Below are 18,716 nucleotides of genomic sequence, written 5' to 3' on the forward strand. Positions count from 1 at the left end.
CCCTCGCCCCGAGCCGCGCGCCAGCACCGGCTTGAGAAACGCACCCGTATAGCTCCGCTTCTCGCGCACGATGTCTTCCGGCGTGCCGCTGGCGACGATTTCGCCGCCGCCGTCGCCGCCTTCGGGGCCGAGGTCGACGATCCAGTCGGCGGTCTTGATGACTTCGAGATTGTGCTCGATGACGACCACCGTATTTCCCGTCTCCACCAGCTCGTGCAGCACTTCGAGGAGTTTTGCCACGTCGTGGAAATGCAGCCCGGTGGTCGGCTCGTCCAAGATATAAAGCGTGCGCCCCGTCGCACGCTTGCTCAATTCCTTGGCGAGTTTGACGCGTTGCGCCTCGCCGCCGGACAACGTCGTCGCCTGCTGGCCGACATGGATGTAGTCGAGGCCGACGCGGCGCAGCAGCGTGAGCACGTCGCGCACCCGCGGCACCACCTTGAAGAATTCCAGCGCCTCCTCGACGGTCATGTCGAGCACGTCGGCGATGGATTTGCCCTTGAACAAAACTTCCAGCGTCTCGCGGTTGTAGCGCTTGCCCTTGCAGACGTCGCAGGTGACGTAGACGTCGGGCAGAAAGTGCATCTCGATCTTGATGACGCCGTCGCCCTGGCAGGCCTCGCAGCGGCCGCCCTTGACGTTGAAGGAAAAACGGCCCGGCTCGTAGCCGCGCGCTTTTGCCTCGGGCAGGCCGGCGAACCATTCCCGGATCGGTGTGAAGGCGCCGGTATACGTCGCGGGATTGGAGCGCGGGGTGCGTCCGATCGGCGACTGGTCGATGTCGATGATCTTGTCGATGTGCTCCAGTCCCTCGATGCGGTCGTGCGGGGCTGCGCCCTCGCTGGCGTTGTTGAGCTTGCGCGCGATCGCCTTGTAGAGCGTGTCGATCAGAAGCGTCGACTTGCCGCCGCCGGACACGCCGGTGACGCAGGTGAACAACCCCAGCGGAATTTCCGCCGAGACGTTTTTCAGATTATTGCCGCGCGCGTTCACCACCTTGATGGTGCGGCGATGGTTCGGCGGCCGCCGCTCGGGGACCGCGACCGACAACTCGCCGGTGAGATATTTTCCGGTCAGCGATTTCGGATTGCGCATGATCTCGGCCGGCGTGCCCTCGGCAACGATATGGCCGCCATGCGTGCCGGCGCCAGGACCGATGTCGAGCACGTAATCGGCCAGGCGAATGGCGTCCTCGTCATGCTCGACCACGATCACGGTATTGCCGAGGTCGCGCAGCCGCTTCAGCGTTTCCAAGAGCCGGGCATTGTCGCGCTGGTGCAGGCCGATCGAGGGCTCGTCCAGCACGTAGAGCACGCCCGTCAGCCCCGAGCCGATCTGCGAGGCCAGCCGGATGCGCTGGCTTTCGCCGCCGGACAGGGTGCCGGAGGAGCGCGCCAGGGTCAGGTAGTTCAGTCCGACATCGAGCAGGAACGACAGTCGGTCGCGGATCTCCTTCAGCACGCGGATCGCGATCTCGTTCTGCTGGGTGTTCAGCGCCTGCGGCACGGTCTCGAACCACTCGCCGGCCCGCTTTACTGATAGTTCGGAGATCTCGCCGATATGCTTGCCGCCGATCTTGACGCACAATGCTTCCGGCTTCAGCCGATAGCCGTTGCAGGCGGCGCAGGGCACGTCGGAGAAATATTTCGACAGCTCCTCGCGCGCCCATTCGCTTTCGGTCTCGCGATAGCGGCGCTGGATGTTGGTGATGACGCCCTCGAACGGCTTCTTGGTGTCATAGGCGCGCACGCCGTCTTCATAGGTGAACTTGATCTCGTCGTCGCCGGAGCCGTGCAGGATGGCGTCCTTCGTCTTCTTCGGCAGGTCCTTCCACTTGGTATCAAGCGTGAACTTGTAGAATTTGGCGAGCGCCGTCAGCGTCTGCAGATAATAAGGCGAGGACGATTTGGCCCAGGGGGCGATCGCGCCCTTGCGCAAGGTGGCTTCCTTGTCGGGAATCACCAGGTCCTCGTCGACATGCTGCTCGATGCCGAGCCCGCCGCAGGCGGGGCAGGCGCCATAGGGATTGTTGAACGAGAACAGCCGCGGCTCGATCTCCGGAATGGTGAAGCCGGAGACGGGACAGGCAAATTTTTCCGAGAACAGGATGCGCTCGGGTCCGCTCTTGTCGTGGATTTTTGCGGTCTTCTTTTCGGGCTTCTTGTCGTCGCTCACGGCGGCCGGCGCGTCGGCATATTCGACCACCGCGAGCCCTTCGGCGAGTTTCAGCGCGGTCTCAAAGCTTTCGGCGAGGCGCTGGCCGATGTCGGGCCGCACCACGATGCGATCGACCACGACGTCGATGTCGTGCGGGAATTTCTTGTCGAGCGTCGGCGCCTCTGCAAGCTCGTGGAACGCGCCGTCGATCTTGACCCGCTGAAAGCCCTTCTTGAGATATTCGGCGAGCTCCTTTTTGTATTCACCCTTGCGGCCGCGCACCACCGGCGCCAACAGATAGAGCCTCGTGCCCTCGGGCAGCGCCAGCACCCGATCGACCATCTGCGACACGGTCTGGCTTTCGATCGGCAATCCCGTGGCCGGCGAATAGGGCACGCCGACGCGGGCCCACAATAGCCGCATGTAGTCGTAGATCTCGGTGACGGTGCCGACCGTGGAGCGCGGATTCTTCGAGGTGGTCTTCTGCTCGATCGAGATCGCCGGCGACAGCCCGTCGATCTGGTCGACGTCCGGCTTCTGCATCATCTCCAGGAACTGCCGCGCATAGGCCGACAGCGATTCGACGTAGCGGCGCTGACCCTCGGCATAGATGGTGTCGAAGGCGAGCGACGATTTTCCGGAACCCGACAGGCCTGTGAACACCACCAGCCGGTCGCGGGGAATCTCGACGTCGATGTTCTTCAGATTGTGCTCGCGCGCGCCACGGATGGTGATGGCGCGCTGGTTGGCCGCAATCTGCTGGCGCTTTGCCCTGAGGATTTCATCCATATCGGCTTTGATCCGTATCGGCTTGTCACGCGCGTTGACCGCGCACGTTCAGGCGCGCCTCGCCGCAAGCGGGATCGGACGCCAATGGGTAAAGACGGAACGTAGGAAGAACGGGTGCCAATTTCCAGTGCTCTCGGCAAACCATCAACGGTTTGTTGCGCCGATGGCAGCAACTGGCAGCTTGGCCAAGCAAGGAGCCTCGCCGGTGCCAGACCGGTCTTGGCCACACACCGGCCCAATATGCGAGGGCCTCCATTCCGGAGTTGTCGGAATGGAGGCCCAATTGTGTTCAGCGAAGCTCGAATCTCAGCGAACGATCGCCGAGGATCCGGCAACGATCAGAAGTGGTAGTTGACGCCGACCTGGCCGCTGTTGACGTTCAACGTGCCGGTCGGAATGCCGCCCGGAATCACGTTCGCGAAATAGGTCTGGCCGCTCAGGCTGCGATAGAGGTATTCGGCCTTCACCGACCATTTCGGGGCGAACATCACCTCGACACCGGCGCCGGCGGTCCAGCCGGTGAGGACGTTGCTGTCGGAGATGGTCGTGCCGAGCGTCGAGACCGAGAGCTTGGTGTCCGCCCAGGCGAAGCCGCCGGTGCCGTACAGCAGGACCTGGTCGATGGCATAGCCGACCCGGCCGCGCACGGTGCCGAGCGCGTCGATCTTGGCAGTGCCGGTGGCAAGACCGGCGATGCCAGTGCTGGCGCTAATGTCGCCACCCGCAGCGTCGGTCTCAACGCCGAGCACGAGCGAGCCCATCTGCCAGTTGTAGCCGAGCGTGCCGCCGCCGAAGCCGCCGCTCATGGTGCCGGGGCCCGACGCGTCTTCCTGGCCATAACCACCCATCCCACCGATGTAGAAGCCGCTCCAGTTATTGACGGGCGGGAGCGGGGGCGCCTTGGTGTAGGTGCGCGCAGCAAGATCCGCGGCAAGCGCCGGAGCAATCCCAATCGCCGCCAAACCAATCGCAGCCACCAACGCTTTTCTTATCATTTTCTTGGTCTCCAGTTCCTGTTCGCTTGGAAGCCGCCGGTTTTCCTGGGGCCGCTCCATGACCTTAAGTTGAAGTCAATTACAGTGCTGTAATCAATTCCGCGCTCGAATGCAGTCACTCAAAGGCCACATCCGCGACGGAAATGTGCGTTGCGTGGCCCGGGCGTGTCGATCCTGGGCGTGCCGCGCAAACGGTTGACCCAGTCACCCTGGCCCTCGACGCCGAATACCCAATTTGACATCTGCCAGCGATAACCGATCTGGCTGCCGACCAGGCCGCCGGTTGCGTTGTGGCAGCCTTCCGAGTTCGGGGTCACGGGACTGCCTGCAACGCTGGTGATGGTGTAGCAGTCGCGGCTCGATGCGCCGCCGCCATTGAGACCGACGCAAGAGCCGCTCCAATCATAGACCTCGACCATCGCGGGCGCCTTGCTGTAGGTCCGGCCGGCAGATCCGCCGCGAATCCTGAGCAGAGTCCAAATGCGGCGAGACTGGTTGCGTGGGAGCCGACGTCAAAAAGGCCGGCGTGAGGCCGGCCTTTTTTCAACATCGATCGTCTCGGAAGATCAGTACTTCGCGACCACCGGGCCGCCCCAGCGATAGTTGACGTGAACCGAGCCCATGTCGACGTCTTGCTGCACGGTGTCCGAGCGGGTGAACGCGCCGGTTCCGATACCCGTGAAATTGAGCGTCCGATTGCCCATGAACAGGTGGTCGTATTCAAGCCCAACCGACCAGCTCGGCGCGAAGCTGACCTCCACACCGGTGCCGACCGCGCCGCCCCAGCGGGTTTCGGTGGCCTGGTCGAAGGCGAGGCCGGTTGCGGTGATGCCGTTGTATTTGGCGTCGGTGACGGCCGCGCCGCCCTTCACGTACCAGAGCACGTTGTTCCAGGCATAGCCGACCTGGCCGGTGAACAGGCCGATGGCATCGATCTTGGTCTGGTTGGTGAGGGTGGGAGGCAATACGCTGGCATTCGAGCCCTTGAGGTCGGCCCAGTCGCCCTGGGCTTCGACGCCGAACACCCAGTTCGTCATCTGCCAGCGATAGCCGATCTGGCCGCCGACCAGGCCGCCGGTCGCGTTGTGGCAGCCCTCGGTCGCGGCCGGGACGGCGGTATTGGTCCAGCAATTGTGGCTGGAGGCGCCGCCGCCGTTGACACCGACATAGAAGCCGCTCCAGTCGTAGATCGCAGCCATCATCGGGGGCGCCTTGGTGTAGGTCCGTGCGGGAAGATCTGCAGCAACGGCCGGCGCGGCGCCAAGCGCCAGCAGGCCGATCGCACCGAGCAAAATCTTTTTCATCGCATCGCCCCCAACTTATCGCCGCTTCCGTTGGTCCCCAGAAGCGCTTTGAAACTTGAACGTCCTGAACTCAGCGTTTTCAGTATCGGCGTTTAAGCCCCATGGTTCAATCTGAGGTCTTCGGCCGACGTCTCCTTCGGCAGCGCGATTGCCCAGTGCCATCCAAATTTCGCCCGCAATATACCCTATTCAACCGGCGCGGCCGTCTCCGGAATGCAACAGTCTCCGGAGAAGCGCGCCCCCTGAAATTAACGATTTGTTAGATTCCAATTCGCCCCGCGGGTCTTCGAGTTCCCGTCCTGGATGGCTTGAGCGCCGACAATCTCTCCAACAGCCGAATTTTGGTTTTTTGCGGAACAAAACTGGAACAAGGCCCTCGAAACTGCTATATGTGGATAACCGCAATGGGGGCCGGGCGGAGACGCCCGGCAAGCGTATAGGGTCGGCACGAGATGCAGCGTTGCGGCCTCTCGAGCGCCGAGAGGTTTGGACAGGCCGGCTCGAACTGCGGCGATTTAGGGCTCGTCGATGAGGGCTTGGCGATTTTGAGCGTGGAGAGTGGCGATGGCGGGAAGCGTGAACAAGGTGATTCTGGTCGGAAACCTGGGCAAGGATCCGGAAATCCGCAGGACACAGGACGGCCGGGCGATCGCGCAGCTCAGCGTCGCCACCTCGGAGAATTGGCGCGACAAGGCAACCGGCGAACGCAAGGAAAAGACCGAGTGGCATCGGGTGGTGATCTTCAATGAGGGGCTCGCCAAGGTCGCCGAGCAATATCTGAAGAAGGGCGCCAAGGTTTACATCGAAGGCCAGTTGCAGACGCGCAAATGGACCGACCAGAGCGGCGTGGAAAAATACACCACCGAGGTGGTGCTGCAGGGCTTTAATTCGAACCTCACCATGCTCGACGGCCGCGGTGGCGGCGGCAGCTTTTCGGAGGAGCCGGGCGGCGATTTCGGCACCGACAGCCCGTCCAGTCCTGCGCCGCGCCGCGCCGCGATCGCCAGCAGTGGTGGCGGCGGCCGCAACAGCGACATGGACGACGATATTCCGTTCTGAGGGCGGTCGCCGGAACGCGTCCGCAGCGTTCGATCGGCGCTGGAGGCCGAGCAGTTTGAAGCAGCATGGCATCGGCATCGCCGGCAAACGGATAGCTCCCGATGAGTCTGGCGCCGCTGCTTGATGCCGCGCCAGCGATTCCATTCCACGCTTTTGCGGCGATGGCGGCCTTCGTGCTCGGGCTCGTTCAGTTCGCTGCTCCAAAGGGGACGCTGCCACATCGGACCGTGGGGTGGATCTGGGTGATCCTGATGGCCGGGATTGCGATCTCGTCGTTCTGGATCCATCAGCTTCGCCTGCTCGGTCGCTTCAGCCCGATCCATCTGTTGTCGATCTTCACGCTTGCGATGCTGCCGCTTGCCGTCTGGCGGGCGCACCGGCATCAGGTCGACGCGCATCGCCGGACGATGACCAGTCTCTTCCTGGGTGCGCTCGTCATCGCGGGCCTGTTCACGCTGCTGCCCGGACGGATCATGCACGCGGTGGTGTTCGGGCACTGATGGCGCGAGACGTGCAAGGCCATCTTCATCGAACGATCGGGGTCGGGTTCCACAAGCCGCGAACGCTGCATCCCGAGCTTGTTTTGCCCGCTATCGCAGAGCTGTCACAGGCTCCCGTAAGTCTCTGGAAAAACGAGGATAAAAACCGACTTGCGGGGCCAGTAAAGGGTGGTTTTAACACCCTCCATGCGCTATATGATTCGCAATCAGAACTGACCGGAATCCCCCTTGGCCGACAACGACGATCATAAGCCCGGCGAACCGCCGGAGCCCTCGGACATTCGTCCCGTTTCCATCCTCGACGAAATGAAACGCTCCTACCTCGATTACGCCATGAGCGTGATCGTGGCGCGCGCGTTGCCCGATGCGCGCGACGGTCTGAAGCCGGTCCACCGCCGCATTCTCTACGCGATGTACGAGAACGGCTTTGAATGGAACAAGTCCTATAACAAGTCGGCTCGCACCGTCGGCGACGTGATCGGTAAATATCACCCGCATGGCGACCAGTCGGTCTATGACGCGCTGGTGCGTCTGGCGCAGGATTTCTCCATGCGCGTGCCACTGATCGACGGGCAGGGCAATTTCGGTTCGGTGGACGGCGATACGGCGGCCGCGATGCGGTACACCGAATCCCGCCTCACCAAAATCGCGCAGACGCTGCTCGACGATCTCGACAAGGACACCGTCGACTTCCAGCCGAACTACGACAGTCGCGATCGCGAGCCGACGGTTCTGCCGGCGAAGTTTCCGAACCTTCTGGTCAACGGGGCCGGCGGCATCGCGGTCGGCATGGCGACCAACATCCCGCCGCACAATCTCGGCGAGGTGATCGACGCCTGTATCGCGCTGATCGACAATCCATCGCTCACGATCGAGGAACTGAACCAGATCATTCCCGGGCCGGACTTCCCGACCGGCGGCATCATCCTCGGCCGCCAGGGCATCCGCTCAGCCTATCATCTCGGCCGCGGCTCGATCGTGATGCGCGGCAAGGTCTCGATCGACACCATCCGCAAGGATCGCGAGGCGATCATCGTCACGGAGATTCCCTACCAGGTCAACAAGGCCACCATGGTCGAGCGCATCGCCGAACTGGTGCGCGAGAAGAGGATCGAGGGCGTTTCCGACCTGCGCGATGAATCCGACCGCGACGGTTTTCGCGTGGTGGTCGAATTGAAGCGCGACGCGATGCCGGATGTGGTGTTGAACCAGCTCTACAAGTTCACCCCGCTGCAGACCAATTTCGGCGTCAACATCGTGGCGCTCGACGGCGGCCGTCCGCAGACGATGAATCTGAAGGACCTCCTGACGCTGTTCGTCGCCTTCCGCGAGCAGGTGGTGACGCGGCGGACGAAATTCCTGCTCAACAAGGCGCGCGACCGCGCGCACATCCTGGTCGGCCTGGCCATCGCGGTCGCCAATATCGACGAGATCATCCGCGTCATCCGCACCTCGCCCGATCCTGCCACCGCGCGCGACACCCTGATGTCGCGCGACTGGCCGGCGCGGGACGTCGAGACCATGATCAGGCTGATCGACGACCTCAGGCACAAGATCAATCCCGACGGCACCGCGCGGCTGTCGATGGAGCAGGCCAAGGCGATCCTCGACCTGCGGCTGCAGCGCCTGACCGCGCTCGGCCGGGAGGAAATCTCCGAGGAGCTCGACAAGCTCGCGATCGAGATCGCCGACTATCTCGACATCCTGCGCTCGCGTGCGCGGGTGCAGACCATCATCAAGACCGAACTGACCGAGATCAAGACCGAGTTCGCCACGCCGCGCAAGACCGTGATCATCGAGCAGGAAGGCGAGGTCGAGGACGAGGACCTGATCCAGCGCGAGGACATGGTGGTGACCGTGTCGCATGCCGGCTACACCAAGCGGGTGCCGCTGTCGGCCTATCGCGCGCAGCGCCGCGGCGGCAAAGGCCGCTCCGGCATGCAGACGCGGGAGGAGGATTTCGTCAGCCGCCTGTTCGTGGCTTCGACCCATACGCCGGTGCTGTTCTTCTCCTCGCGCGGCCAAGTCTACAAGGAAAAGGTCTGGCGGCTGCCGGTGGCGGCGCCGAACGGTCGCGGCAAGGCGCTGATCAACATCCTGCCGCTGGAGCAGGGCGAGCGCATCACCACCATCATGCCGCTGCCGGAGGATGAATCGTCCTGGGGCCAACACGACGTGATGTTCGCCACCACCGGCGGCAATGTTCGACGCAACAAATTGTCCGACTTCGTCGACGTCCGCCGCTCCGGCATCATCGCCATGAAGCTCGACGAGGACGAGGCCATCGTCGACGTGCAGATCTGCTCCGAGCGCGACGACGTGCTGCTCACCGCCGCCGGCGGCCAGTGCATCCGCTTCCCGGTCACCGACGTCCGGGTGTTCCAGGGCCGCACCTCGATGGGCGTACGCGGCATTTCGCTGGTCAAGGACGACAAGGTGATCTCGCTTGCCATCCTCAGGCACTTGGATGCCGATGCCGAGGAGCGAGCGGCCTATCTGCGCCGCGCCAATGCAGTGCGACGCGGCGGCGTCGAGGAGGAGGCCGGACCCGACAATGAAGATGCCTCCGGCGCGATCGAGCTCGGCGAGCAGCGCTATGTCGAGATGTCGGCCGCCGAGCAGTTCGTGCTCACGATCAGCGAGAACGGCTACGGCAAGCGCTCCTCGTCGTTCGAGTACCGCACCACCGGCCGCGGCGGCAAAGGCATCGTCGCGATGTCGGTGAACGAGCGCAACGGCAAGCTGGTGGCGTCGTTCCCGGTCGAGGATTCCGACCAGATCATGCTGGTGACCGACAAGGGGCAATTGATCCGCTGCCCGGTCGAGGACATCCGCATCGTCGGCCGCTCGACTCAGGGCGTCATCGTGTTCAACACCGCCGACGACGAGCATGTGGTCTCGGTCGAGCATATCGGCGAGGACACCGAGAACGGCAATGGCGGTTAGACCAATGGCAGCTGGCCGCTCGGCATCGCAACCGGTTCGGCATGCGCCGTCCCGGCCCGCAAAATAGGACGGGGGCCAGAGCGCCCGGCTTGACCCCCGTCCAAGTCAAAGCTGAAATCAAAGCTGTCGCGTCAATCCTGCAAAGTGAACCGCCTTGGCAGCGCGGCTCATGGCGTGCGGTCGGCGGTTACCAGCCTGGCCTGCCGGACCACGGTCCTGGTTCCGGCGGAGCGCAGGCAGGACGCCTCGAAATTCGGCCAGGCTTTCTCGGAGCAGTCGCGGCCGTGCAGGTCGAGCCGGTCGCCCTTGGCGAGCGGCGGCGGCACGCTCGCTTCCACCTGAGGGGCGAAACCGGGTAGTACGGTCAGAGCCGCGGCAAAAAACGCAGCAATAGCGATCGCTGAAAGCGCTTTGATCATGACGGTCCCCTGTCGAAGGGCCTTTGCGGCCCGAATTCGTTGACGGATTAGTAACCAGCAGACGTTTCCGGATGCCTTCGCGAAAAGCGAAAAATGGTTTCATTCCGACGCCGCTTTGTTTCGTCCGCGTTTCACCGGACGAAACAAACCTGCCTCTTGCGGGGAAGACGCGCGGTCCCGGCAATTGGTTCAAAAACCCTGCGAAAATAAAGCTTTCCCGGGCGCGGAACCCGCCCGGCTTGCTAGCACCGGCGCGGCGCGCTAGAGGCTCTTGCGTTCCGACCGGAATCGGACCGAGGCTCCAGCCGTTTGCTTTGACTCGTTTTCCTAACGCGAACCGGGGTCCACCGGTATCGGGGGCCCGCTCCGCTTGAAGACATTCCAGGAGGGCTCATGCCCCGCGTCGCGCTCTATCCCGGCTCCTTCGATCCCGTGACCAACGGCCATCTGGACGTGGTCCGGCAGGCCGTCATGCTCTGCGACCGGCTGATCGTCGCGATCGGGGTGCATCCCGGCAAGACGCCGCTGTTTTCGGTCGAGGAACGCCTCGCCATGGTGCGGGAGGTGTTTCAGCCGATCGCCGCCAAGGCGGGTTGCAGCTTCGAGGCGACGACCTATGACAATCTGACGGTGACCGCGGCCCGGACCAACGGCGCGACCAGCATGGTCCGGGGCCTGCGCGACGGCACCGACCTCGACTATGAGATGCAGATCGCCGGCATGAACGAAGCCATGGCGCCCGACGTGCACACGGTGTTCATCCCGGCTTCGGTAGCGGTCCGCCCGATCACCGCCACACTGGTACGCCAAATCGCCCGCATGGGCGGCGACGTCAGGGCGTTCGTACCGCCCTCCGTAGCGGCCAGCCTCAGGGCCAAATTCGCCAATTAGACAGGTTTAGCGTTCGCAAAAGTGGCAACCGCCTTTGCTATGGGCTACGCCACCCAGAACTCCCTCCACCTCAATCCTGCTCCGGAGCTTTCATGATCCGAATTTTCGCCGTCCTTGCTGCTCTCATCTGCGCCGCCCCCGCGATCGCACAGCCGCTTCCCGCCGGTCTCGACAAGCAGAACGCGATCGTCATCGAGACCACCAAGGGCCGCATCGTCATCAAGTTGCGGCCTGATCTCGCACCGCAGCACGTCGAGCGCATCAAGCAGCTCGCGCGCGACGGCTTCTACAACAACGTACCGTTCCATCGCGTGATGGACGGCTTCATGGCGCAGACCGGCGACGGGCAGAACTTCAACGGCACCGGCGGATCGAAATATCCCAACCTGAAGCAGGAGTTTTCCCAGGTTCACTTCAAGCGCGGCATCGTCGGCATGGCGCGGCGCGGCGACAGCGTCGATTCCGCCAACTCGCAGTTCTTCATCATGTTGGCCGACGGCGGCAGCCTCGACGGCCAGTACACCGTGATCGGCGAGGTGGTGCAGGGCATGGATGTCGTCGACAAGCTCAAGAAGGCGCCTCCGGGCTCGCCGGGCGGCACCGTCACCGATCCCGACAAAATGGTGAAGGTGCAGGTCGCCTCTGACATGAAGTGAGGCGATAGCGGCGGTCGGGCTCGGCCATCGACGCGATCGATGACCGGCCGGATCGCCGGCATGGAGGCATTGCAGCGCTGCACTCCGAACGCCATTTTACTGAAACCAGGGGCGGCGCGACCGCCGGCGACCCGTTCAGGATCGAGTTCCGAACCCGCACCCGACCACCTCAAAGCGAGAAAAAAGCATGGCAGTCACCGAAAATACTTTGATCCTTGAAACCACGCAGGGTCCTGTTACCATTGAAATGCGCCCGGACATTGCGCCCAGCCACGTCGCGCGGATCAAGGAGCTGGTGCGCGAGGGATTCTACGACGGCATCGTGTTCCATCGCGTGATCGACGGTTTCATGGCGCAGACCGGCTGTCCGCAGGGGACCGGCATGGGCGGCTCCGGCATCAAGCTCAAGGCCGAATTCAACAAGGAGCCGCATGTGCGCGGCACGACGTCGATGGCGCGCGCCGGCGACCCCAATTCCGGCGACAGCCAGTTCTTCATCTGCTTCGACGACGCCTCCTTCCTCAACGGCCAGTACACCGTCTGGGGCAAGGTGACCGAAGGCATGGACAACGTCGACAAGATCAAGCGCGGCGAGCCGGTCAAGGATCCCGACAAGATCGTCAAGGCGCACATGGCGGCCGACGCGGAATGACATAGTCCGTCATTCCGGAGGCCAAGCTGAGTGCGGCCAACCGGGATCGCGGGGCCGATACCGAATAACCTCCAGATTCCGGGTTCATGCTTCGCATGTCCCGGAATGACGTCGACGATGGAGCGCATCGCGCCATGCGCACCGACCTGTTCGATTTCGACCTGCCTGCCTCGAGCGTCGCGCTGCGCCCGGCGAGCCCGCGCGATTGCGCGCGCATGCTGGTGGTGCAGCCTGACGGCGTGTTGCGCGATCACGTGATCTCCGAGCTGCCGAACTGGCTCGCGCCGGGCGACCAGCTGGTCGTCAACGATACCCGTGTGATCGCCGCGCAGCTCTCGGGCCGGCGCATCGGCCGCGACACCGAACCCAAGATCGAGGCGACCCTGATCAAGCGGCTGGACGGCTCGCGCTGGCAGGCGCTGGTTCGCCCTGCGAAGAAGCTCGCAGCCGGCGACACCGTCCGCTTCGGCAATGAGGGCAGGGTCTGCCTGCTCGGCCATCTCGACGCCGAGGTCGAGGCCAAAGGCGGCGAGGGCGAAGTCACGCTGTCGTTCTCGTTTCACGGGCCCGCGCTCGATCAGGCCATCGCCGATCTCGGCCGTCCGCCGCTGCCGCCCTACATCGCCTCGAAGCGGACGCCCGACGAACGCGATGCCAGCGATTATCAGACCATGTTCGCGGCAACCGATGGCGCCGTCGCCGCGCCGACCGCCGGACTGCATTTCACGCCACAGCTTGAAAGCGCGTTGCGCGAACGCGGCATCGGCCTGCAGCGCATCACGCTCCATGTCGGGGCGGGGACCTTCCTGCCGGTCAAGGCGGACGATATCGCGGGCCATAGGATGCATTCCGAATGGGGCAGCATCTCCAGCGCCACCGCATCCGCGCTGAACGAGGCGCGCGTCAACGGCGGGCGGATCGTTGCCGTCGGCACCACCTCGCTGCGGCTTCTGGAGAGCGCCGCCGCCGAGGACGGCACGATCGCGCCATTCGAAGCCGAAACCGCGATCTTCATCACGCCGGGCTACCGCTTTCGCGCGGTCGATATCCTGCTGACCAATTTTCACCTGCCGCGCTCGACGCTGTTCATGCTGGTATCGGCCTTCTCAGGCCTCCAGACCATGAAGCAGGCCTATGCCCACGCGATCGCGGCCGGCTATCGCTTCTATTCCTATGGCGATGCCTGCCTGTTGTTTCGGGGATGCGATTAGGGCGTCGGAAGCCGATTGTAACGGAGCGGATCAAAAACCGGCGCGCTCGCTTTGCGTGAGCACGCGCGGCACCGCGCGAGGCGCCTTCGTCAGATCATCGAAGAACGGGGTAGGCCGGTTCAGCCCGCGCAGCCGCCAGCCGAGCAGCATGGACGCGCGGCGGGTGAAAATCGCAAGCGATGGCGGGGGAGGCGCATTCGGCGGCAACGAGCCGATGGCAGAGCGTGCGTAGATGCGGCACAGCGGCGGACCGAGTGCCTCGTCGCGGGCGCGGCCGTCGGCCTCGTGGTCCATAAAGCAATGAACCAAGCCGAGCATCGGGAAGCGAGTGGTCGCGGCGGTGTTGGCGATCGGGGTCCGGCAGCAATCGCTGTACCAGCGCAGGACCTTTTCGGAGAGCTGCAGGCAACGCAGGGCGTCGGCGCCTGCTGTGAGCTTCACGCGTGCCGGCGGCATCTGCAGGACGTCGGTTCCGCCGGCCGGGTCGAGCACGTCTCTGCGCTCAAGGAAGCGCGCAAAGGCCTGGCAATCGCCGCAGTAGCAGATCAGGCGGAAGCCGCTGGACGGCGAAACGTGGCTGGCGACCCCGCGCACGCGGCCACAGCGGCACCGAAGCGCAATGTTCGATGGCCGGTTCATGCGCATGCGCCGCAATGAACGGAGCCGCTGTGATGGTGCATGGCATTCATTTCGAGACATAGGCCGAGTGCGTGGTGTGGTCGAGCCTACTACGGCAATTGGATCGTCGATTGCAAAGATCTCGGCGTGCGAATCGGCACCAAAGGACTATCCTGGCTCGGTGGCTTAACTCAATCGCATTAGCCAGAATCCGGCTGCGGATGTTGCCGGTCATTTGTTGACGAGGAGGCCTGATGGTCAAGAGAGTCTCGTTCAAGGTACGGCCGTGACCGGGAGCACCGCGGGCGTCCAAACCCCCGAGACCCTCGCCACGCGGTTGGCTTGGCATCTCCAGCAAGGACAGGATCATTGCGCGGCCGGCAGGATCGACGACGCCATTGCCGCACTGCGGGCCGGGCTCGACGCGGCGGGCAAGGGTCCGGCCGGTTGCCCGGCTGAACTGGTCGCCGACCTGCACGACGAGCTCGGCAATGCCTATCTATCGAAGGGCCATTTCGACCTGGCGTCGGGGAGCTTCAGAGCCGCGCTGCAGCTTGCGCCTCACCTCACATCCTGTTGGTGCAATCTCGGCATTGTGCAGCTGCGGACGGGCAAGGCAGCGGACGCCATTCCGTTTTTTCTCGGCGCGTTGAAGCTCGACCCCGCGCATTGGGAGTCGCGGAGCCATATTGCGGAAGCCCTGATGGCGACCAGGCAATATCTCGTGGCCAAGGCGGTGCTGCAGGAAATGCGCGAGGAACGTCCGCAGGACGGCAAGATCCGGCATCAGCTCGGCAAGGTCTGCTTCGAGCTGAACGAGATCGAGCCGGCGATCCGGCATTTGGAGCAGGCGATCGTGCTGAACCCGGACGATGCCGACAACCATTATTGGATCGGCGGTATCAGGCACAAGATGGGCGACGTCGATGCCGCCAAGGCTGCCTACGCCAGGGCCGCGCAAATCCGGCCGCTGATCCGGCGGCCAGCCACCAAGAGCCCGCCGGATTTTCGCGTGCTGGCGCTCTACGCGCCTTTTGGCGGCAATACGCCGATGCACTACCTGTTCAGGAATCCGAGCTTCGATGTCGATACCCTGGCGTTGTTCGGTCCCGGCGAGCCTGATGTCTCGGGAGTCGGCGACATCGATGTCGTCGTCAACCTGATTTCGGACGCCGACCAGGCCGAAACGATGCTGCCCGCGGCCGCGCGTATCGCCGAAACGCTCGACAAGCCCGTCGTCAACGCTCCCGCTAAAATCCTGCGCACGACACGCGATGCGGTGGCCGACCTGCTGCCCGGCATCCCCGCCTGCCGGATTCCCCGGATCCTGCGCCTCGAAGCCGGCGCTGACGTCTCGGCCGCGGCGCTTGCCGCGCGGCTGCCGTTCCCGTTCCCGGTTCTGGCCCGGCCGGCCGGCACTCATGGCGGTGACGACTTCGAAAAGATCGAAACCCCAGATGGGCTCACGCGCTGTCTCGCCCAGCGTCCGAAGGCCGACCATTATGTCATCGAATATATCGACTACGCCTCGAGCGACGGCCATTTCCGCAAATACCGCTTGATGTTCGTCGGCGACGAGATCCTGCCCTACCATCTTGCGATCGGAAACGGCTGGAAGGTGCATCATATCTCGACCGAGATGGCGAGCCAGCCCTGGATGCGGGCCGAGGAAGCGGCGTTCCTCGCCGATCCAGCCGCGGTCTTCAACGCGGCGCATGACCAGGCGTTGCGCGCGGTGCGCGAGCGTATCGGACTGGATTATTTCGGCATCGATTGCGGGCTCGATCCGGAGGGCAATCTTGTCGTGTTCGAGGTCAATGCCTCGATGCTGGTCCACGACGACAATGCGGAATTTCCCTACAAGGATGCCTTCGTCCGCGCCATCAAGACAGCCTTCGAGGCCTTGCTGCGCAGCCGCGCGCGTCGTTCGTAAGTCGGCGCCAAACGAAAGAGGCCGCCGATGTGGCGGCCTCTCTTTTGGTTTCGTGCCTCGGTCCGTCAGCCCGCCAGCGGGTTCGGGCGCATCTGTACCTTGAACACCTTGGGCAGAACGCCCTTGCCGCCTTCGCTGTGGAAATTGGCGCGCGTGCCTGACGTGGTCCAGAGGCCACGGCCCTTCCAGCCCGCATTGGCGTCATCAATGCGCCCGTCGACGTTCTTGCTGAAGAAGCCCATCGGGTAGGGAATGTGGATGTTGACGAACTTGCCGTCGACCAGCGCCAGCAGCGACTCGCTGCCGTTGGCGGAGGCGATCGGCACGTTGGCCCCGAGACCCAGCGTGTTGTAGCGGTCGACCCAGAGATAATAGGCGTGGTTGGCGCTGCCCTTCTCGCTGACGCCCTTGAACTGCGGTCCGGGCATGCGGTACAGCGTCCAGCCCTCGAAACATTGCTTGCCGGTCGCAGCATCGGGGCCGGCCAGCGGCGCCTTGCATTTGGAGCGGTCGAAACTGGCGAGATGTCCGCTGGAGAGAACCGTCCAGGCCACGCCGTTGAGATCGACGTCCACGCCGCGGGTGCCGAAAGCGCCCTCCGGCGGCTGGAAGATCTCGGAGACGGCGGTATGGGTGGGATCGCTGCCCGGGATCACGCGGACCAGATAGCTCGGCTGCGCGATGCGGGAGAAGCCCGGGCCCATCGACTGGCCCCAGATCACGTCGCCCTTCGGGCTCGGCATGACGCCGTAGAATGCGGCCTTGACCCATTTGTCCCTGGCCGGATCGGTCGGTTGATCGGCCGCGACGAAGGGGGCACGTTTGCCGGTGCCGGTGACATTGGCGATGATCGGTGTCCAGCCCTGGGAAGCGACCTCGTCGCCGGTCGCATCGAACTTCCTGGTGTCGAGCCAGCCGACGACACCGCTGTAGGGCTGTCCAGCGCTCAACCAAAGTACATCGTTGGCGTCGAACGACAGATGCTGGGTCGAGAAACAGGTGTCGATCAGGGTGAATTTCCCGGTCTTGGGATCATACACCGACAACTGCCTGACCGATTCCGCGAGCGGCGCCACCTGCGCAGATGGAAGCTCGGAGCCGGCCTTGCAATAGGCCGGATCGGCAGCCGGGCGGATGCGTGCCGTGAACCAGACCCGGCCCTTGCTGTCCATCATCGGGTTGTGAATGCTGGTATGGCTGTCCCAGACCGGGTCGTCGCCCCAGAACACCGACGTCCCCTTCGGGTCGTCCTTGCTGGTCGGTGTGGCCGGGTCCCGATAGGGATGCTTGATCAGCTTTGTCGTGTTGTTGATGGGGTCGAGCACCGGGACGAAATCCGAACTTTCTTCCGGCGAGCCGTAGATCGGACCGTTGGCGTTGACGGTTGGGTTGCGCTTGTCGGTGGAGATCGCGTCATGCAGATACATCTCCGGGGTGCCCCAGTCCCAGGATGTGATCACCACGTTGCGCTCGACGCCTTGCGGGCGCTCAGGCTTGTCGAACGGAAGCTCGCCGGCCGCGATGCGGTCGGTCCAGTCCGCGTACATTTTGTAGCCGCGGTCCGGCCCCAACCGGGTGATCGCCAGCGCCATTCCCGTCATCGCCTGTCCGGATTGCAGGCGGCGCTCCCAGAGTTCGGCGGAATTGGCGAAGTGCCCGAGTGCCGGACTCGGCGAACGGACGTTCTTGCTGCCGAGCGCGTGGCACGACTGGCAGGAATTCTTCATCGTATCGATCCAGTCGGCCTGCGTCTGCATGCCTGCCGGAATGCCGCCGGGATTCTTGTCCGATCCCGGAAACTCGCTCGCCGCGGGGATCTTGATCATCGAGTACCAATACATCCCAGGATAATATTCGGCGGCGGCAGCCGGGGTCGGCGCAGGCTTCGCGGTCAGCGCGATGGTCTTGCCCGGTTCGGCGTCGAGCTTGTCGGAATCGACCAGCCCATAGCCGCGCGCCCAGATCTTGTATTTCGCCGCGGGCAGCTCGGGAATCAGGAAGCGGCCGAGATCGTCGGTGACCACCATCTTGGCGTATTTGGTCGGAAGATCGGTGGTTTCCGCGATCACCCAGACACCGGCTTCAGGGCCGTTGGCGCCCTTGACCTCGCCTCCGATGGCGTTTGCGCCGACGACGAGTTGAGCCGGCTCAGCCTGCAGCGGACCGCACCATGCCGCGGCGAAAGACAAAAAGGCGAGCGCACAAAGACTTGCGCGCTGACGGCGATGAAAGATCACAGTGTTCGCTCCCTCGGAGTTTTGTGTTGTCTGCGACATTGTTGGATGGACTTCTATAATCCAAAATTTCCAAACTTGGAAGACGCCAAGGTATCGGCGGCTCACCGGCGGCATCGCTTTCGAACGATGACGACCCCTTGGCCAACTTCTTCGCCAACCTCTTCGCCAACCTCCTAGCCAACCACTCAGGCTATGGCCTGCTTCTGTGCGCAATGCGCTCTGATCCGGGGATAGGCCAGAATCGCTTGCGAAAGTCCTTCGATCATCGACTGAGCGAAGCGAAGTAAATTCCTGTCCTGTCCCTGTCCTGTCCCTGTCCTGTCCCTGTCCTGTCCTGTCCTGTCCTGTC

Annotated in this window: 15 protein-coding genes; 8 read left to right on the forward strand and 7 right to left on the reverse strand. The window is 63.7% G+C overall.

Annotated elements, in window-relative coordinates; translation table 11 throughout:
• The 4 genes from uvrA to WCB02_RS00540 form a co-directional block, all read right to left on the reverse strand.
• On the reverse strand, positions 1-2,946 hold a 2,946-nt coding region (gene uvrA, locus WCB02_RS00525), incomplete at its 3' end, for an excinuclease ABC subunit UvrA (RefSeq protein WP_423955148.1).
• 338 nt (positions 2,947-3,284) lie between these two features.
• A complete protein-coding gene (locus WCB02_RS00530) occupies positions 3,285-3,938 on the reverse strand; it encodes an outer membrane protein (protein ID WP_423955176.1) in 654 nt (217 codons plus the stop codon).
• A 122-nt stretch (positions 3,939-4,060) separates the two neighbouring features.
• Positions 4,061-4,360, reverse strand: coding sequence for an outer membrane protein (locus WCB02_RS00535; RefSeq protein WP_423955150.1), 300 nt, complete (start codon positions 4,358-4,360; stop codon positions 4,061-4,063).
• 147 nt (positions 4,361-4,507) lie between these two features.
• Positions 4,508-5,245, reverse strand: coding sequence for an outer membrane protein (locus WCB02_RS00540; protein WP_423955152.1), 738 nt, complete (start codon positions 5,243-5,245; stop codon positions 4,508-4,510).
• 564 nt (positions 5,246-5,809) lie between these two features.
• On the opposite strand from WCB02_RS00540, the gene WCB02_RS00545 reads away from it, so the two are divergent.
• From WCB02_RS00545 to gyrA, 3 genes are all read left to right on the forward strand, one after another.
• Positions 5,810-6,304: a single-stranded DNA-binding protein gene (locus WCB02_RS00545; protein ID WP_423955154.1), complete on the forward strand. Its 495-nt coding sequence runs from the start codon at positions 5,810-5,812 to the stop codon at positions 6,302-6,304.
• Between the two features lie 101 nt (positions 6,305-6,405).
• Positions 6,406-6,804: a DUF2306 domain-containing protein gene (locus WCB02_RS00550; protein ID WP_423955156.1), complete on the forward strand. Its 399-nt coding sequence runs from the start codon at positions 6,406-6,408 to the stop codon at positions 6,802-6,804.
• A gap of 228 nt (positions 6,805-7,032) precedes the next feature.
• A complete protein-coding gene (gyrA, locus tag WCB02_RS00555) occupies positions 7,033-9,750 on the forward strand; it encodes a DNA gyrase subunit A (protein WP_423955159.1) in 2,718 nt (905 codons plus the stop codon).
• Positions 9,751-9,917: 167 nt separating this feature from the next.
• Here the strand turns inward: gyrA and WCB02_RS00560 are convergent, their stop codons facing one another.
• Complete coding sequence (locus WCB02_RS00560; RefSeq protein WP_423955162.1) at positions 9,918-10,169, reverse strand: hypothetical protein; 252 nt, start codon at positions 10,167-10,169, stop codon at positions 9,918-9,920.
• Between the two features lie 393 nt (positions 10,170-10,562).
• On the opposite strand from WCB02_RS00560, the gene coaD reads away from it, so the two are divergent.
• The 4 genes from coaD to queA all read left to right on the forward strand — a co-directional run bounded on the left by coaD (position 10,563) and on the right by queA (position 13,579).
• On the forward strand, positions 10,563-11,060 hold the full coding sequence (gene coaD, locus WCB02_RS00565) for a pantetheine-phosphate adenylyltransferase (RefSeq protein ID WP_423955164.1): 498 nt from the start codon (positions 10,563-10,565) through the stop codon (positions 11,058-11,060).
• A 92-nt stretch (positions 11,061-11,152) separates the two neighbouring features.
• Positions 11,153-11,716, forward strand: a complete 564-nt coding sequence (locus tag WCB02_RS00570; RefSeq protein WP_423955166.1) for a peptidylprolyl isomerase — start codon at positions 11,153-11,155, stop codon at positions 11,714-11,716.
• 187 nt (positions 11,717-11,903) lie between these two features.
• Positions 11,904-12,368, forward strand: coding sequence for a peptidylprolyl isomerase (locus WCB02_RS00575; protein ID WP_423955168.1), 465 nt, complete (start codon positions 11,904-11,906; stop codon positions 12,366-12,368).
• Between the two features lie 134 nt (positions 12,369-12,502).
• Positions 12,503-13,579, forward strand: a complete 1,077-nt coding sequence (queA, locus tag WCB02_RS00580) for a tRNA preQ1(34) S-adenosylmethionine ribosyltransferase-isomerase QueA (protein ID WP_423955178.1) — start codon at positions 12,503-12,505, stop codon at positions 13,577-13,579.
• Positions 13,580-13,609: 30 nt separating this feature from the next.
• On the opposite strand, the gene WCB02_RS00585 is transcribed toward queA, so the two are convergent.
• A complete protein-coding gene (locus WCB02_RS00585) occupies positions 13,610-14,278 on the reverse strand; it encodes a DUF6151 family protein (RefSeq protein WP_423955170.1) in 669 nt (222 codons plus the stop codon).
• 205 nt (positions 14,279-14,483) lie between these two features.
• Here WCB02_RS00585 and WCB02_RS00590 point away from each other — a divergent pair, with 205 nt between their 5' ends.
• Positions 14,484-16,130, forward strand: a complete 1,647-nt coding sequence (locus WCB02_RS00590) for a tetratricopeptide repeat protein (protein ID WP_423955172.1) — start codon at positions 14,484-14,486, stop codon at positions 16,128-16,130.
• A 65-nt stretch (positions 16,131-16,195) separates the two neighbouring features.
• Here the strand turns inward: WCB02_RS00590 and WCB02_RS00595 are convergent, their stop codons facing one another.
• A complete protein-coding gene (locus tag WCB02_RS00595) occupies positions 16,196-18,367 on the reverse strand; it encodes a carboxypeptidase-like regulatory domain-containing protein (protein WP_423955174.1) in 2,172 nt (723 codons plus the stop codon).
• Between the last annotated feature and the right edge of the window lie 349 nt (positions 18,368-18,716).

The sequence above is a fragment of the Bradyrhizobium sp. genome (assembly GCF_049581145.1).
GTDB lineage: Bacteria > Pseudomonadota > Alphaproteobacteria > Rhizobiales > Xanthobacteraceae > Bradyrhizobium.